The organism is Streptosporangium sp. NPDC023615 (genome assembly GCF_040640155.1).
Classification (GTDB): domain Bacteria; phylum Actinomycetota; class Actinomycetes; order Streptosporangiales; family Streptosporangiaceae; genus Streptosporangium.
This window is the reverse complement of the sequence record NZ_JBFABE010000033.1, coordinates 42,067-56,625: the sequence shown is the minus strand read 5'-3', so window position 1 is coordinate 56,625 and position 14,559 is coordinate 42,067. Positions and strand designations below refer to the sequence as shown.

Annotated in this window: 11 protein-coding genes and 1 pseudogene; 5 read left to right on the top strand and 7 right to left on the bottom strand. The window is 71.2% G+C overall.

Annotated features, from left to right (window positions below; genetic code table 11):
• Nucleotides 1–35: 35 nt before the first annotated feature.
• Together AB0G16_RS22630 and AB0G16_RS22625 are read left to right on the top strand one after the other, a co-directional pair.
• The gene (locus AB0G16_RS22630) at nt 36–1,019 is read left to right on the top strand and encodes a hypothetical protein (RefSeq protein WP_362808129.1); all 984 of its coding nucleotides are present in this window, start codon (nt 36–38) and stop codon (nt 1,017–1,019) included.
• Nucleotides 1,020–1,137: 118 nt separating this feature from the next.
• Nucleotides 1,138–2,424 carry a glycosyltransferase family 4 protein gene (locus AB0G16_RS22625; RefSeq protein WP_362808125.1) on the top strand — a complete coding sequence of 429 codons (1,287 nt, stop codon included), beginning with the start codon at nt 1,138–1,140 and terminating at the stop codon, nt 2,422–2,424.
• A gap of 119 nt (nt 2,425–2,543) precedes the next feature.
• Here AB0G16_RS22625 and AB0G16_RS22620 read toward each other — a convergent pair.
• The 3 genes and pseudogenes from AB0G16_RS22620 to AB0G16_RS22610 form a co-directional block, all read right to left on the bottom strand.
• A pseudogene (locus AB0G16_RS22620) lies at nt 2,544–2,772 on the bottom strand (transposase family protein); the annotation flags it as partial.
• Nucleotides 2,773–3,156: 384 nt separating this feature from the next.
• Complete coding sequence (locus AB0G16_RS22615; protein ID WP_362808121.1) at nt 3,157–4,581, bottom strand: hypothetical protein; 1,425 nt, start codon at nt 4,579–4,581, stop codon at nt 3,157–3,159.
• An 8-nt stretch (nt 4,582–4,589) separates the two neighbouring features.
• Nucleotides 4,590–5,858 carry a hypothetical protein gene (locus tag AB0G16_RS22610; RefSeq protein WP_362808118.1) on the bottom strand — a complete coding sequence of 423 codons (1,269 nt, stop codon included), beginning with the start codon at nt 5,856–5,858 and terminating at the stop codon, nt 4,590–4,592.
• A 215-nt stretch (nt 5,859–6,073) separates the two neighbouring features.
• On the opposite strand from AB0G16_RS22610, the gene AB0G16_RS22605 reads away from it, so the two are divergent.
• Entirely contained in the window at nt 6,074–6,592 is a 519-nt protein-coding gene (locus tag AB0G16_RS22605; RefSeq protein WP_362808115.1) for a hypothetical protein, read from the top strand.
• A gap of 296 nt (nt 6,593–6,888) precedes the next feature.
• On the opposite strand, the gene AB0G16_RS22600 is transcribed toward AB0G16_RS22605, so the two are convergent.
• The 4 genes from AB0G16_RS22600 to AB0G16_RS22585 all read right to left on the bottom strand — a co-directional run bounded on the left by AB0G16_RS22600 (nt 6,889) and on the right by AB0G16_RS22585 (nt 12,025).
• Entirely contained in the window at nt 6,889–9,225 is a 2,337-nt protein-coding gene (locus AB0G16_RS22600) for an FdhF/YdeP family oxidoreductase (protein ID WP_362808112.1), read from the bottom strand.
• A gap of 73 nt (nt 9,226–9,298) precedes the next feature.
• Nucleotides 9,299–9,943: a response regulator transcription factor gene (locus AB0G16_RS22595; protein WP_362808109.1), complete on the bottom strand. Its 645-nt coding sequence runs from the start codon at nt 9,941–9,943 to the stop codon at nt 9,299–9,301.
• A complete protein-coding gene (locus AB0G16_RS22590) occupies nt 9,934–11,115 on the bottom strand; it encodes a histidine kinase (protein WP_362808107.1) in 1,182 nt (393 codons plus the stop codon). The genes AB0G16_RS22595 and AB0G16_RS22590 overlap by 10 nt, the downstream gene beginning before the upstream one ends.
• A gap of 166 nt (nt 11,116–11,281) precedes the next feature.
• The gene (locus AB0G16_RS22585) at nt 11,282–12,025 is read right to left on the bottom strand and encodes a sulfite exporter TauE/SafE family protein (protein ID WP_362808104.1); all 744 of its coding nucleotides are present in this window, start codon (nt 12,023–12,025) and stop codon (nt 11,282–11,284) included.
• 216 nt (nt 12,026–12,241) lie between these two features.
• Here AB0G16_RS22585 and AB0G16_RS22580 point away from each other — a divergent pair, with 216 nt between their 5' ends.
• Both AB0G16_RS22580 and crtI read left to right on the top strand, forming a co-directional pair.
• The gene (locus tag AB0G16_RS22580; RefSeq protein ID WP_362808101.1) at nt 12,242–13,078 is read left to right on the top strand and encodes a carotenoid biosynthesis protein; all 837 of its coding nucleotides are present in this window, start codon (nt 12,242–12,244) and stop codon (nt 13,076–13,078) included.
• Nucleotides 13,066–14,556 carry a phytoene desaturase family protein gene (crtI, locus tag AB0G16_RS22575; protein ID WP_362808098.1) on the top strand — a complete coding sequence of 497 codons (1,491 nt, stop codon included), beginning with the start codon at nt 13,066–13,068 and terminating at the stop codon, nt 14,554–14,556. Before AB0G16_RS22580 ends, crtI begins: the two co-directional genes overlap by 13 nt.
• Nucleotides 14,557–14,559: the final 3 nt, after the last annotated feature.

Sequence of the window (14,559 nt, the reverse complement as noted above, 5' to 3'; positions counted from 1 at the left end):
GCAACCTCTCGGAGGGGTCGGGCGTATAAGGGGTCATGAAATGGCATGACCGAATAGACCGTATAGAGCAGACAAAGGCCGCGACCTCTCCGGTCCGGCTGCTGGTCGCGCTCGGGGTCGCCCTGGCCGCGGTATACGCGCTCGCCCCGCCCGTCCCGGCGAGCGCGCCGGAGCTGCGGCCCGCGGCCGCGTCCCGCGCGGTGGCGGACCCGCCGGGGGGCGCCTACTGGCACACACGGGCGCTGTGGGCGGCCGTCCATCCCCGGCTGATGGGGAGCGGTTCCAACCGCTATCACGTGGAGGTGCGGCACGTCTCCGAGGGTTGGATCACCCCCGGGGGCAAGGAGTGGTCCGGGCACCGGTCGCTGGGGGCACGGCCGAAGAGCGCGGCCGACAGGCGGGCGTGGCGCCGCGACGGCTCCCCGACCACGTGGAGGCGGACCGCGGACGGCAGGATCGGCCGGTTGTCCAGCCTTCCGGACAAGGGCAGCGTCGGCCCGACGAAGGGCGGCCCGGACGTGTTCTTCCTGGCCGACCAGCAACTGTCGTACGAGGAGCTCCAGCGGTTGCCGGCCGACCCCGCCGGGCTGAGGGCCTGGATCGAGAAGGCCGTGCGGACCCCGAGGGCGGACCCGACCGCGAACGTCCCCGAAGAGGCCGTCGACGAGTATGTGAGGGGGACGCTGGTCACGCTGTACCAGCTCCCTGTGCCGAGGAACGTCCGTGTCGCGGCCTACCGCGCGCTGCCGGCGATGCCCGGCGTCCACGTCCGGGGGAAGGCGAAGGACGCGCTGGGTAGGACGGGTGAGCGCCTCTCCTTCGACCACACGCGGGCCCGCGGGCACAAGGACACGGCGCTCAGGAGCGAAGTGATCGTCGACACCGGCGCGATGCTGCTGATGGCTCACGGGGTGAGGACCACCGTCGGCGGCAAGCCGTTCCCGAACAAGACGTGGACCGAGACCATGCTCCACGTCGGCTGGACCGACAGGGCGCCGTCGGTCCCCGCCCTGCCGTGACCGGCCGACCGCACCTACCGATCCACGCTCTCCCGCCAAGGGGCATTCGCGATCCGGGCCCGGCAGGCTCCGGGATCGCGTCTTGGGACGAGCACACCATGCGAACGGGGGACTTTCGTTGAAGGGGAAGATTCGCAGGCTGCCCGCGAACGCGGCGCTGTGGTCACTGAGAACGCTCAACGCGAGAAGGGCACGGCGGGCGGGCGCGCCCGACACGGGAACGGTCAGGATCCTGCTGCACCACGCCCACGGGATGGGCGGCACGATCCGGACCGTGCTGAACCTCGCGGGATACCTGGCGCGGGAGCGGGACGTGGAGATCGTCAGTGTCGTCCGCGCGGCCGAGGAACCGTTCTTCCCGATCCCGCCGGGCGTGCGGGTGTCGTTCCTGGACGACAGGGTCGGACCGCGCGGCCCGGTGGCCGCGCTGCTCTCCCGCTTCGCCAGCAGGCTGGTCCCCGAGCAGGAGAACATCCGCCAGGCCGTCACGCTCTGGACCGACCTGCGCCTGCTGCGCTTCCTGCGTTCCCTGCGCGGTGGCGTGCTCATCGCCACCCGCCCGGCGTACGCCCTGGCCACCGCCCTGCTCGCGCCGCCCGGCGTCATCACCATCGGCCAGGAGCACGTCACCCTGCAGACCCACAAGCCCGAGATGCTGCGGCTCATCAAGAGGCGGTACGGCAGGTTCGACGCGTTCGTCACCCTTACCGAGGCCGACCGGGAGCAGTACGCCGCGTTGCTGAAGAAGAACGCCCCCCGGCGGCTGCTGCGCATCCCCAACGCCGTCCCGCCCCTGGCCGGAGACGTCTCCACGCTGCGGGAGAGGACGGTCGTCGCCATCGGCAGGGTGGTGTACGCCAAGGGCTTCGACCGCCTGGTCAAGGCCTGGAAGCACGTCGCCGAGGCGCACCCGGACTGGGTCCTGCGCATCTACGGTGGCGGCACCCCGGAGCGGGAACAGCGGTTGCGCGAGCGGATCGAGGAGGCGGGCCTGTCCGGGAAGGTCCTCCTGATGGGCAGCAGCAAGGAGATCGGCGAGGAACTCGCCAAGGCGTCGGTCTACGTGGTCAGCTCCCGCTACGAGGGCTTCGGCATGACCATCCTGGAGGCGATGAGCAAGGGGGTGCCCGTGGTCAGCTTCGACTGCCCGCACGGCCCTCGCGAGATCATCACCCATGAGCACGACGGTCTGCTGATCCGCTCCGGCAAGGCGGCCGCGCTCGCCGAGGGGATATGCCGCCTGATCGAGGACGAGGAACTGCGCCTGAGGCTCGGCGGCAACGCGCTGCGTACCGCCTCCCGCTACGACCTCGACGCCGTCGGCGCCGAGTGGGACGCGCTGCTGGCGGACCTGGGCGGGAGTCCCCGTCTCCGGTCCTGCTCCCTGGGCACCACGACATGGTGACCGGGCAGGACGGGCTCGCCCGGGCGAGATCGCGTTCTCCCAGGCAGCGTAGGGCGCGGGAGCGCGTTTCGGGTGCGGGTGTCGAGGCCGGGAGGTCGGCCGTCGGCGGATTGTCCCGCCGGGGTGAGAACGCCGACGCCGGCACCGTCGTAGCCAGAGTCGGCCAGGGTGGGCAGGACTCCGGCCGGGGCTTCGTACAGCGCCCCCAGGTCGTGTGCGCGGGCGGCGGTCAGGTCGTGCACCGATCCGGGCTCGACGGCCGACAACCACAGCGGCAGGGCACAGGGCGCGGACAGCGCCTGGACGTTACCGCCGTGGTGACCGAGTCTTTCCGGAGTACCGCAGGTCGATGAGATCGCCTTCGACGCTGGTGGTCTTCGCGGCGCAGCGGTCGGCGGCCGGTGCGGTCGGGAAATCAACGCAACCCCATCGCCGCCTGTTCGAAACGGGTCAACGACCGAGAGCCCGAGCGGGTGCCCGGTCGGCGACCGACCGGCAACAGCGGGGAGAGGTGGCAAACCGGCTTCCGCGGGACGTCGGACGTGACTCGATAGGTGATCACGTGGGGCTTTCTGGACCGAAGAAGACTTGTGGCGAGACCTCTTCTACCGAAAGCTCCACGTCTATTCAGGGCATCGTGATTCATCCCGATTCATGGCTGCCGACGTCACCTTGAAGGCATCGAATCACAACCACCCTTATTGATCTTGCCGAGACCGCCTCAATGTCACGTCATATGTCGCATTCGGTTCTCCACTTGGCTTGAGCGCCGCTGCCGCACAGGTGCGGGTTACCCTCGCCGGTTGGAGACCTCTTGCGCAGCACGCCGGTGTCCACGCGCTCAAGAACGAACGAATCACCCTGGCGGGGCTCTGGATGGCCGGCTACCACCCGGCCGGCCTCGTCCTTGTAGACCACGGTGGACACCGTACCGATCAGCCCCTGGGGATCCATCCTGAAGATGAGTTCAGCGTGGCCCGCGCACATGCCGTTCCCGGCCGGGCAGGGCCCCGCATTCCACACTTGGGTACCGCGTAGGTCCGGACCGATGGTCATGCTCAGGCCGTGAACCCGCCATTTGCCGACGAAGGGCAGGTGACTACGGTCACGCCCGCGTGGCAGTTCGACTGTGCCGTCGTCGCGGATGACGAGGATCTCGTGCGGAGTACGCACCGTGATGAACCCATCGGCTATGCCGAGCACCGCTGCCGCAGCTTCCTCGTAGGGCAGGCTCATCGACCATGCCCGGCGCATGTCCGGCCGCGTCAGCCCTTCGAGGAGGGTACTCGTGGGCTGGTCACCGGTGTACTGGTCGGTGACCATGAAAACGCGCTTCCCGTCATGACTGAAGCTGGGACCGGCCGCGGGCTGGTCGGGGACGAGCCAACTCGCGATCTGCCGCTTCGCACCGACATCCATGATCACGCCGAGTTTCGTGGTGCTGTTCACCCAGGACCAGGCGACCATCTGCGCCCCATCGCCGGATAGACCGCCGAGCACGGCGGAAAAGTCCACATCGATTGCTTCGGGCGCGGCGGGGGCGGCCCACCGCACCCAGTACGCATCGGCCAACGCCACAACGGTACGGTCATCGGACGCGAATCCCAGGAAGTTGTACCCCTCAGCCTGCGGCAGACTGCTCGCGTCGAAGATCGTGCGCCTGCGAGCGCTCAGGTCATACAGGGAGGTTGCGGACGGATCGACGAGCAGTAGCCGGTCACCGGCACGATTGAAGAACAGCCCCTTGCCCGAAGTGGGCAGCCTGGTGATCCGCCGGCCTGAGCCGACGTCCCACAAGGTGGCCCGCTTCATTCCACCGGAAGCGGCCAATTTGGTGCCGTCGCGTGACAGCTCCAGCACCTCCACCTCACCTTCCGGCCGGAGCCGAATCACCTCACGCCTTGTCGCCAGATCCCACACCACGACCAGGTCCGAACCGTAGGCGATGGCGGCCCTGCCACCCTGGACCGCTGTTCTCGTGGGAGGCGAAACGTACTGGCGGCCGATCGCAACCGGAGTCTGCAAGATCGCATGCAGTTGCCGGGAGAGCGGAACGGCGACGGGTGCGGGCGGGGCCGATGATGCGGTGGGCTCCGCGCTGCACGCACCACACAGTGCCAACATCAAAGCAACAGCAGGTGCCGCGGTACGCAACATGGCTCCTCCTAGCCGCGGGGGATCAACGTGGGGTCCCCGGTGTCGGAATAGACGTAGTAACGGGCGTACGCGCTGGTGTCGCGCAACGCCACGGAGGATTTGGCGCCGTCCGCGTAGGCGGTCACGGCCAATGTGAAGCCGCCCCGGTCCACAGGCAGGGACTTGAGTGGCCCACCCGTGGTGTACTCGACGATGATTTCGAAGACGCATGAGCTGCGAAGGGTGCGTGCCTCCATGCTGATGACTTGCTGTTCGCCATCCGCAAGGAAGATTGATTTGGCTAGTTCACCGTGGAAATAGTCCGGGCTCTTGGCACCGATGGGCGCATAGACTTGCGCGCGCGGGTTGGGGCTGTCCAGATCAAAAGAAAACCGGGCATTTTCACGTGGTCCCGCCCCTGGCTGACGATGCAGAAGCGTTCCGGTCAACGGCCGTGAGCACTGCGACTTCAACCACATGCCAGTAACGGTGACGCCGCGCTTGGTGGTGCCGACCAATATGATGCTCACCGGAAGCAGGAGCGGATCAACCGCCCCGCGCGCTCGCATGGCCGGGGCATCGCCTTCCAGCCCGGCTACTTCCCGTGCCTGCGCGGGGGTGAACATCTTCTTGTCGCGGAAGACCCAGTCGCTGCCCTGCAAAGATGACTCGCGTCCCACTCCCAGAACGCGTGCGGTGAGAGCAGGTCCGCTGGTGGCCACGGGCGTGGACCGGTGCAGTTCGAACGCCACAGAACCGGCCAGCAGAACGGTCGCGGCGATGCCCGCCGTGACGCGGAGTGGCTTACGTATCCATTCCCTGGTCCGCAGACGATGGGTGATCAAGGCCGACAGGCCGGAGGCGATGATCACCAGTGCCCACACGAAAGAGTTCGTCTTGTATTCGGTGGCGATATTCACCACGACGGCGATGGCGATGGGCAATAAAGCGAAGACGACCTCCAAGGTGATATTCGCAGCGCGTCTCGACGTGTCCTCGCTCCGCTGAATTCTCCAGCACGCGTCGGCCCACGCATCCACCTTCCGGTCGACCTCGTTCGGGACGACACCGCCCGCGAGCAGGCAAGCGCGCACCCCGCTGAGCACCAGCTCGCGAGATGGCCTGGCCAATCGTTTGTCGCCAAATACCTGCCACGGAGCGGTCAATTCCGGCACCAGCTCACGCAGCGTGCCGTGTTTTGGCTGATCGGCCCATGCGTGCAGGTCCGCGAGCCTTTCATATAATTCGTCCCAGCCGTGTACCCCCTTCGGGCCGGGCGGCGGCATCCGCTGTCTCATCGTCCTCCTATCGCATCCGCACCTACATCCTTATATCTTAAAAAAGAGGGCAACGTTCCCGAAATCACGCATCAGGCATGCTTTCGGCTAAGAAGATCAACCACAGCCGATCACTGTGAACGCGAAATCCATGAATCCTTTTCATATTCGGGCGGTCTATACGACGCGGTGATTTTGGAGGACAGCGATGGTCTTGAGCAGTGGCCCGCCCTGGCGTGGCTGCAGCGGATCTCGAGCAGGGCGAATTCACGTTCGCCGAGGCAACACAGGGCACGCAGAAGCCGGTTGCGGGTGTGGTTGCCGGCGCTGAGGACGCGGTTTCTCCCGGGTTGTTCGATCGGGGTGCGGATACCGATTCCGGCGTCGTTGTCGGCGAGGGTGGGGCCGCGTGCGGTGGCGGCGTGCAGCGCACCCAGGACGTGGATGCGGGTGACGGCCAGGTCATGGACCGTGAGGACCTCGGTGCCTTCGTGAACGTAGCGGTAGGCGGTGGCGCGCGGGAGAAGCGATGGTCGCGGCCGAGTTCGCAGACGTCACGCTCGCCGCGAGACCGGCGCAGCACCATGACCACTTGGCGAAACGGGGTCAGGGCTCGGTTCCCGGCAGGGGGTGGCGCGCAGGCGGCGTTCGTCGTGCAGGAGTCGGGCGAGGTGGTGAACGAGCGCGAGACAGACGTCGAGCGTGGCACGACGAGCGATCACGTGAAGCCTTCCGGCCGATCGGGTTTCTTGTGACGAGAGCTGTTCCACCAGAGGCTCAACGCCTGTTTCCGGCCTTCGGCGGCTCCTCCCGAAAGGCCGGTAACGCCGCTGACAGCGTCCGATGGCCGTCTCCTCCGGCCATGTCGAGCGCAAGACGGGGCTCGTCATCGGCGGCCCGGTGCGGTTGCCGGTGGCGTGGAGCCACCGGGTGAAGGGCGCCCTTCATGTGACCTCACGGGGCGTCCTCCTCCCGTTCCGGAGCGATCGTGACGGTCGCCGGGAACGAGGAGGAGGCCGCCGGGGATCGACGCCGATCTCGTGGCGGTACGTCAGGCGCCGTCCGCGTCCCGCCGGACGAGCCTGACCACGACGCTCTTGGAGGTGGGGGTGTTGGAGGTCTCCGCGACCGAGTCCAGCGGCACCAGCACGTTGGTCTCGGGGAAGTACGCGGCACAGCAGCCGCGCGCGGTCGGGTAGGCGATCACGCGGAACGCCTCGGCCCTGCGCTCGCCGTCGGGCCACTCGCTGACCAGGTCCACCATGTCGCCGTCGGAGAGGTTCCGCTCGGCCAGGTCCCCGGCGTGCACGAAGACCACCCGGCGCCCGCCGCGCACGCCCCGGTAGCGGTCGTCCATGCCGTAGATCGTGGTGTTGTACTGGTCGTGGCTGCGGACCGTCTGCAGCAGCAGCCGCCCCGGCGGCACCCGCAGCACCTCCAGCGCGTTGACGGTGAAGTTGGCCTTCCCCGTCGCGGTCGGGAAGCGCCGCTCGTCACGGGGCGCGTTGGGCAGCGCGAACCCGCCCGGGGCGCGGACGCGGGCGTTGAAGTCGTCGAATCCGGGCACCACCCGGGAGATGCGGTCGCGGATCGCGTCGTAGTCGGCCGCGAACTCCTTCCACGGCACGTGCGGGTCGTCGCCGAACAGCTCCGCCGCCAGCCCGCAGACGATCTCCACCTCGGAGAGCAGGTCGCCGGAGGCGGGGGGCAGCTTGCCGCGGGAGGCGTGGACCAGGCCCATGGAGTCCTCGACGGTGACGAACCACCCGGCGCGGTCCCCGGAGCCGCCGGACCCGCCGGAAGCCCCGCCGGGGCCGGTGTCGCGTTCGGTGCGGCCCAGCGTGGGGAGGATGAGCGCCTCCCGGCCGCAGACCGCGTGGGAGCGGTTGAGCTTGGTGGAGACCTGCACGGTCAGCCGGGCCCGGCGCATCGCCTCCTCGGTCACCGCGGTGTCCGGGGTCGCGGACACGAAGTTGCCGCCCATCGCCACGAAGACCTTGGCGTGCCCCGACCGGAGCGCCCTGATCGCCTCCACGGTGTCGAAGCCGGGCTCGCGGGGCGGCTCGAAGCCGAACTCCTTGCCCAGCGCGTCAAGGAACCAGGCCGGCGGGCGCTCGTAGATGCCCATGGTGCGGTCACCCTGGACGTTGGAGTGGCCGCGCACCGGGCAGACCCCGGCGCCGGGGCGGCCCACGTTGCCGCGCAGCAGCAGGAAGTTCACGACCTCCCGGATGGTCGCGACGGAGTTCTTGTGCTGGGTCAGGCCCATCGCCCAGCACACGATGACCGACTTCGCGCCCAGCACGTCCCGTACGGTCTCCTCGACGGCCGGGCGGTCCAGCCCGGTCGCCTCCTCGACCTCGGCCCAGTCCAGGGAGCGCAGGTCCTTGGCCCAGGCGTCGAAGCCCAGGGTGTGGGCCTCGACGAAGTCGCGGTCGACCACGGTGCCGGGAGCGGCCTCCTCGGCCTGGAGCAGGAGCAGCGACATGGCCTTGAACAGCGCGAGGTCGCCGTTGAGGCGGATCTGCAGGAACCGGTCGGCCAGCGTCGTGCCCCTGCCCACCAGGCCGGAGATCCGCTGCGGGTTCTTGAAGCGCAGCAGCCCCGCCTCGGGCAGCGGGTTGACCGCGACGATCCGGGCGCCGCCGCGCTTGGCCCGCTCCAGCGCCGAGAGCATGCGCGGGTGGTTGGTGCCGGGGTTCTGCCCGACCACGAAGATCAGGTCGGCCCGGTGCAGGTCCTCCAGCGAGACCGTGCCCTTGCCGATGCCCAGGGTCTGGTTCAACGCCGAACCGCTGGACTCGTGGCACATGTTGGAGCAGTCGGGCAGGTTGTTGGTGCCGAACCTGCGGACCAGGAGCTGGTAGGCGAACGCGGCCTCGTTGGAGGTGCGGCCGGAGGTGTAGAACAGCGCCTCGTCGGGGTCGTCGAGCGCGCGCAGCTCCCGCGCCACGATGGAGAAGGCGTCCTGCCAGCTCACCGGCACGTAATGGTCGGAGCCGGGAGCCCGGTGCATCGGGGAGGTGAGGCGGCCCTGCTGGCCCAGCCAGTGGTCGGTGTGGCGGGCCAGGTCGTCCACGGTGTGCCGGGCGAAGAAGTCGGCGGTGACGCGGCGTACGGTGGCCTCCTCGGCCACCGCCTTGGCGCCGTTCTCACAGAACTCCGCGAGGCTGCGGTGGTCGCCCTCGGGCCAGGCGCAGCCCGGGCAGTCGAAGCCCTCCTTCTGGTTGACCCCGGCCAGGGTCAGCAGCGTGCGGCCGGCGCCCATCTGGGCCTGGGCGGTCGCCAGCGACCGGGTCACCCCCGGGATGCCGGCGGCCCACTCCTTGGGCGGGGAGACCTTCAGGCCGTCCTCGCCGGCCTCGTCACGCGGTGCCTTCCTGGCCATCCCCGGTTCTCCCTTCACGACGGCGTACACGGCGACGCTGTTATACGGCGACGCTACGCCCCGAGGAAGGGGTTCAGGAACCGAGGTAGCGCAGGACGGCCAGGACGCGGCGGCTGTAGCCGGTCGCGTGGGAGAGCTCCAGCTTGTCGAACAGCGCGTTGACGTGCTTCTCCACCGCGCTCTGCGACACGTGCATGGCCTGGGCGATCGAGCCGTTGGTCAGGCCCTGCGCCATCAGCTCCAGCGTCTCACGCTCGCGTACGGTCAGCCTGGTCAGGGGGTCGGCGTGGCTGGTGCGCGCGAGCAGCTGCCGGACCACCTCCGGGTCGAACGCCGCACCCCCGTCCCCCACCCGCTCCAGCGCGTCCAGGAAGTCGCCCACCTGCGCAACCCGGTCCTTGAGGAGGTAGCCCACGCCCTCGACGTTCCCGCTCATCAGCTCGGTGGCGTACCTCTTCTCCACGTACTGCGACAGGACCAGCACCCTGACCCCCGGCCGGTGCCGCCTGATCTCCAGGGCGGCGCGCAGTCCCTCGTCGGTGTGGGTGGGCGGCATCCGCACGTCGACCACCACGACGTCGGGCTCGTGCGCGGCCACCGCCTCGACCAGCGCGACGGCGTCGCCGACGGCGGCGAGCACCTCGTGGCCCTCCTCGGCCAGCAGCCGCACCAGGCCCTCGCGCAGCAGGGTGGAGTCCTCGGCCAGGATCACCCGCACGGCAACTCCGCCACGATCGTGGTGGGCCCGCCGGACGGGCTGGTCACGGTGAGGCGGCCGTCCAGCGCGGCCACCCGCCGCGCCAGCCCCGAGAGCCCGCCGCCCCCGGTGTCCGCCCCGCCCACACCGTCGTCCTGTACGCGCACGACGACCATTGTGTCGTGTCCCGCCTCGTGCTCCGCGTCGTGCGCGCGGACCTCGACGGTGACGGCGGTGGCGCGGGCGTGCTTGGCCGCGTTGGTGACGGCCTCGCTGACCACGAAGTACGACGCCGTCTCCACCGCCATGGGCGGGCGTACCGGCAGGTCGCAGACGACCTTGACGGGAACGGCGGCGCGCTCGGCCACCCCGGCGAGGGCGTCGGCGAGGCCGAGGGAGTCCAGCCCCGACGGGTAGACCCGCCAGGCCACCTCGCGCAGCTCGGCCAGCGCCTGCTGGGCCTGCTCGTGCGCCTGCTCCAGCAGCTCGGGCCGCCCCCTGCGGGCGCGCCCGACCAGCATGGACAGCGCCACCAGCCGTTGCTGCAACCCGTCGTGCAGGTCGCGTTCGATCCTGCGCCGCTCGGCGTCGACGGCCGTGAGCACGCCCGCGCGGCTCTCGGCCAGCTCGGTGATGCGCCGCCGCAGCGCCTCGGTGGGGTCGGATCCGAGCATGCGCGCGGCCAGCCGCCGTTCCAGCGCGTGCACTCCCACCACGCCGGACAGGTCCAGGAACAGCAGCACGAGACCGGCCAGGCCGGCGTAGGCGAGCAGGGGCACGCTGGGCGTCATGCCGTCGAACGGCAGGCCCCTCCCCCAGGACCAGGCCAGCGCCGCGGCGAACCACGCGCCGCAGGCGAGCAGGGCGACCACCAGGCCGCCGAGCACCCCCAGCGGCATCCTGGCCGCGAGGTAGCGCAGCTCCCGCCCGCCGGGGCGGTCCGCGCCGGGCCCGGGGACGACGGGGGCCAGCCCGAGTGCGGCGGGGTCGAGCCGCAGGCGGCGGACCTCGAACACGGCCAGCCGCCGCGCCGCCTCCCGCACGGCCGGACGGCCGGTGAACGGCAGCGCGGGCGGCAGCAGGACGAGGCCGAGCAGAGCGGTGGCCGCGCCGAGGATCACCGTCCACAGCAGCCGCGCCCCCCGCGCGGCGGTACGCGTGCCGCCTTGCCCGCCGTTCGGCCGATCCGTCATGCCCGGAAGACTACGCAAGGCCGCGAAGCGGGCGGAATGAGGCGGGTGGCCGCTCCCGGGGTGCGGAGAACCACACCCCTCTCCGCGCAGAACGGCCGGGACCGGATCGGGATCGGGGACGGAACCGGATCGGGATCAGGATCGGGATCGGGATCGGGATCGACGCCTACGCGTAGGCGTCGAGACCGAGCTTGACCGCGACGGCCAGGCCGCAGGCGGCGGTGCCGAGCTGGAGCGCGCGGCCGGGCAGGCGACGGGCGATCGGCGGCCCGAGCAGGCCGCCCAGGAAGAACCCGGCCGCGAGCGGGACCACCGCCGCCCAGTGCACCGGCCCGAAGAGGGCGAAACCGATCATCGCCACGGCGTTCGCCAGCGAGGACACGACGGACTTGAGGGCGTTGACCCTGACCGGCGCCTGGTCGAGCACGGCCGAGAGCACCGCGAACATGAGGATCCCGCCCGCCGCCCCGAAGTAGCCGATGTAGAGGGCGACGGCGAACATCGCGGCGCGCGCTCCCCACCCGTCCTCGCCGCCGAGTCCCCGCCCCATCCTCGGCGGGAGGACCAGCAGCAGCGAGGCGGCCGCGATGAGCCACGGCGCGATCGCCTCGAACAGGGTGGAGGGGGTCGCCAGCAGCAGCGCCGCCCCGGCCGCCCCGCCGAGCAGGGTCATCCCGCCCAGCCGCGCGACCCTCGCGCCCTGCCCGGTCAGCTCGGGCCGTGAGCCGATGGCCGACCCCACCCCGTGGAACGTCAGCGCCACCGTGTTCGTCACGTTGGCGGCCAGCGGCGGCAGGCCGAACGCCAGCAGTGCCGGGTAGGAGACGATCGAGGCCAGGCTCACCACGGTGCCGACCACCCCGGCGAGCGTCCCGGCCCCCAGCAGCCACAGCGCATCGGTGACGTCCACGGTCGCACAGCCAACCACACCCCCCGGCCGCCGTACGGCACCGCCCCGGACCAGGAGGCCTCGGCGGGAACGGGACGGGCCCGGGCCCGGCCGGCAGGGCGGGATCGGCGCCTCCCCGGTGAGATCGGGGCCTCCCCCGTGAGATCGGGGCCTTCCGCGACGAGATCGGGACCTCAAAGTGAATCTGACCGCGCCCAGCCGCTCGAATGACCGTTCATGGGGCAGAGCCAACAGATGAACGGCGGACGGCAGGGGCTCGGCGCGCTGCGGGAACGGCCACCACCGGACGGATCGGGGACGGCGCGGGCGAGGCGGGCGGCGGGCGCGCTGGGCGTGGCGCTGCTGGGCGCGATGGTCGCCGCGCAGGTCGCCTCGGGGCTGCAGCCCCGGCCGATCGCGCTGACCGCGGTGGTGGTGCTGCTGCTGGCCGGGAGCGCGCTGGCCTTCGCCTCGACGACCCACGGCGCCGTCAGGACCGCCGTGGCGTTCGCCGGCGTGGTCGTGACCGGGTACGCCGCCGAGTGGGTGGGGATCAGGACGGGCGTGCCGTTCGGCGGCTACCACTACACCGATGTGCTGCGCCCGCAGCTCGGCGGGGTGCCGGTGATCGTGGCGCTGGCGTGGGGCGGCATGGGGCTGGCCGCGCACGCGGTGGCCGCCGCGGTGGCGCCGGCGAGCCGGGTGGCGCGCGTCGCGCTGGGAGCGGCGGCGCTGACCGCCTGGGACCTGTTCCTGGACCCGCAGATGCTCCGGCTGGGCCTGTGGGTCTGGCACGACCCCGGCCCCTACCGGGGCGTCCCGCTCAGCAACTTCGCGGGGTGGCTCGTCGTCTCGCTGCTGGTCATGCTCGTGATGGAGCGCGTCCTGGCCGAGCCCGCCGCGTGGAACGCCGGGCTGGTGTCGATCTACACGGTGATGGCGGTCATGGAGACGGTGGGGTTCGCGGCGGTCTTCGACCCGCCGGACCCGCTGGTCGCCGCCGCCGGAGGGGTCTCGATGGGATTGTTCGCAACGCTCGCCCTGCTGTTCAGGAGGCACCGATGCCGGACGTGATCGTGATAGGCGGCGGGGTCGGGGGCATGGTCTCGGCGCTGCTGCTGGCCGGGCAGGGGCACCGGGTGCGCCTGTACGAGCAGCTCCCCCGGCTGGGCGGCAAGCTCGCCGAGCACACCAGGGACGGCTTCACCTTCTCCCTCGGCCCCTCCCTGCTGACCCTGCCCGAGATCTTCACCGGTCTCGGGGTGGAGCTCGACCTGGTGGAGCTCGACGAGCTGTGCCGCTACCGCTTCGCCGACGGCTCGACGCTGGCGGCCCACCGCGACCCGGCCCGGATGGCCGCCGAGGTGGACCGGCTCGCCCCGGGCGAGGGCCGCTCCTGGCTGGCCTTCCACGACTGGGCGCGCACCTGCTTCGAGGCGTCGCGGCGCACGTTCTTCACCGGGCCGCTGACCTCGCCGCCCGCCGAGGCCCGCCTGGCGGACCTGCTGGCGGTGGCCCCGGGCCGCACCCTCGACGGCCTGGCCCGCCGTTTCTTCACCGACCCGCGCCTGCGCCAGTACGTCGGCCGTTACGCGACCTACGCGGGCTCCGACCCGTACCGGGCGCCGGCCGCGCTGGGCTGCGTGCCGGCGATCGAGCACGGCGAGGGCGGCTGGTACGTCCCCGGCGGGCTGCCGCGCATCGCCGACGCCCTGACGCTGATGCTGGAGAAGGCGGGTGTGGAGGTCGTCCTGGGCACCGCGGTGGAGCGGGTGCTCGCCGACGGCGACCGGGTCACCGGGGTGCGACTGGCCTCCGGGGAGTCCGAGCGGGCCGACGTCGTGGTCGCCAACACCGACGCGGCGGCGCTGTACGGGCGGCTGCTGCCGGACCGGCGGCTGCTGCGGCGCGTCGCCGGGCTGGGCACCTCCTCCTCGGCGTTCCTGCTGCTGGCCGGGGTGGAGGGCAGGACCGAGGGGCTGGGGCACCACTCGGTGGTCTTCTCCGCCGACTACCGGCGCGAGTTCGGCGACATCTTCCGCCGCCGCAGGCCGCCGGAGGACCCGACCGTCTACATCGGCTGCTCGGTGGTGGACGACCCGTCGCAGGCGCCGCCGGGCACGGAGAACTGGGTCATGCTGGTCAACGTCCCGGCCCGCGATCCCGCGCGGTGGCCGATGTCGCCGGAGTCCTACCGGGACCTGGTGCTGGAGAGGCTGGCCGGCCGGGGGTACGACCTGTCGGGGCGGCTGCGGTTCGTCGACCTGTTCACCCCGGCCGACCTGCGCGACCGCTACGGGGCGTGGGGCGGCTCGATCTACGGCGGCGCCTACTCGGCCCCGCTGGCCCCGTTCCGCCGGCCCGGCAACCGGGGTCCCCGGCGCGGCCTGTACCTGGTGGGCGGCTCGGCGCACCCGGGGGGCGGGCTGCCGCTGGTCGCGATGGGCGCGAAGATCGTGGCCTCGCTGGTGCGGGAGGACTTCCCGGGCCGCTCCCCGGGCTCCCCTGCCCTTCCCGGTTCTCCCGGCTCGCCGGTCCGGGGGCGGTCGTGAGGG

Excerpts from the sequence above, each read along its gene's own strand:
- AB0G16_RS22630 (WP_362808129.1), top strand. The coding sequence starts at position 36 with ATGAAATGGCATGACCGAATAGACCGTATAGAGCAGACAAAGGCCGCG.
- AB0G16_RS22615 (WP_362808121.1), bottom strand. The coding sequence starts at position 4,581 with ATGTTGCGTACCGCGGCACCTGCTGTTGCTTTGATGTTGGCACTGTGT.
- AB0G16_RS22610 (WP_362808118.1), bottom strand. The coding sequence starts at position 5,858 with ATGAGACAGCGGATGCCGCCGCCCGGCCCGAAGGGGGTACACGGCTGG.
- AB0G16_RS22600 (WP_362808112.1), bottom strand. The coding sequence starts at position 9,225 with ATGGCCAGGAAGGCACCGCGTGACGAGGCCGGCGAGGACGGCCTGAAG.
- AB0G16_RS22590 (WP_362808107.1), bottom strand. The coding sequence starts at position 11,115 with ATGACGGATCGGCCGAACGGCGGGCAAGGCGGCACGCGTACCGCCGCG.
- AB0G16_RS22580 (WP_362808101.1), top strand. The coding sequence starts at position 12,242 with ATGGGGCAGAGCCAACAGATGAACGGCGGACGGCAGGGGCTCGGCGCG.
- crtI (WP_362808098.1), top strand. The coding sequence starts at position 13,066 with ATGCCGGACGTGATCGTGATAGGCGGCGGGGTCGGGGGCATGGTCTCG.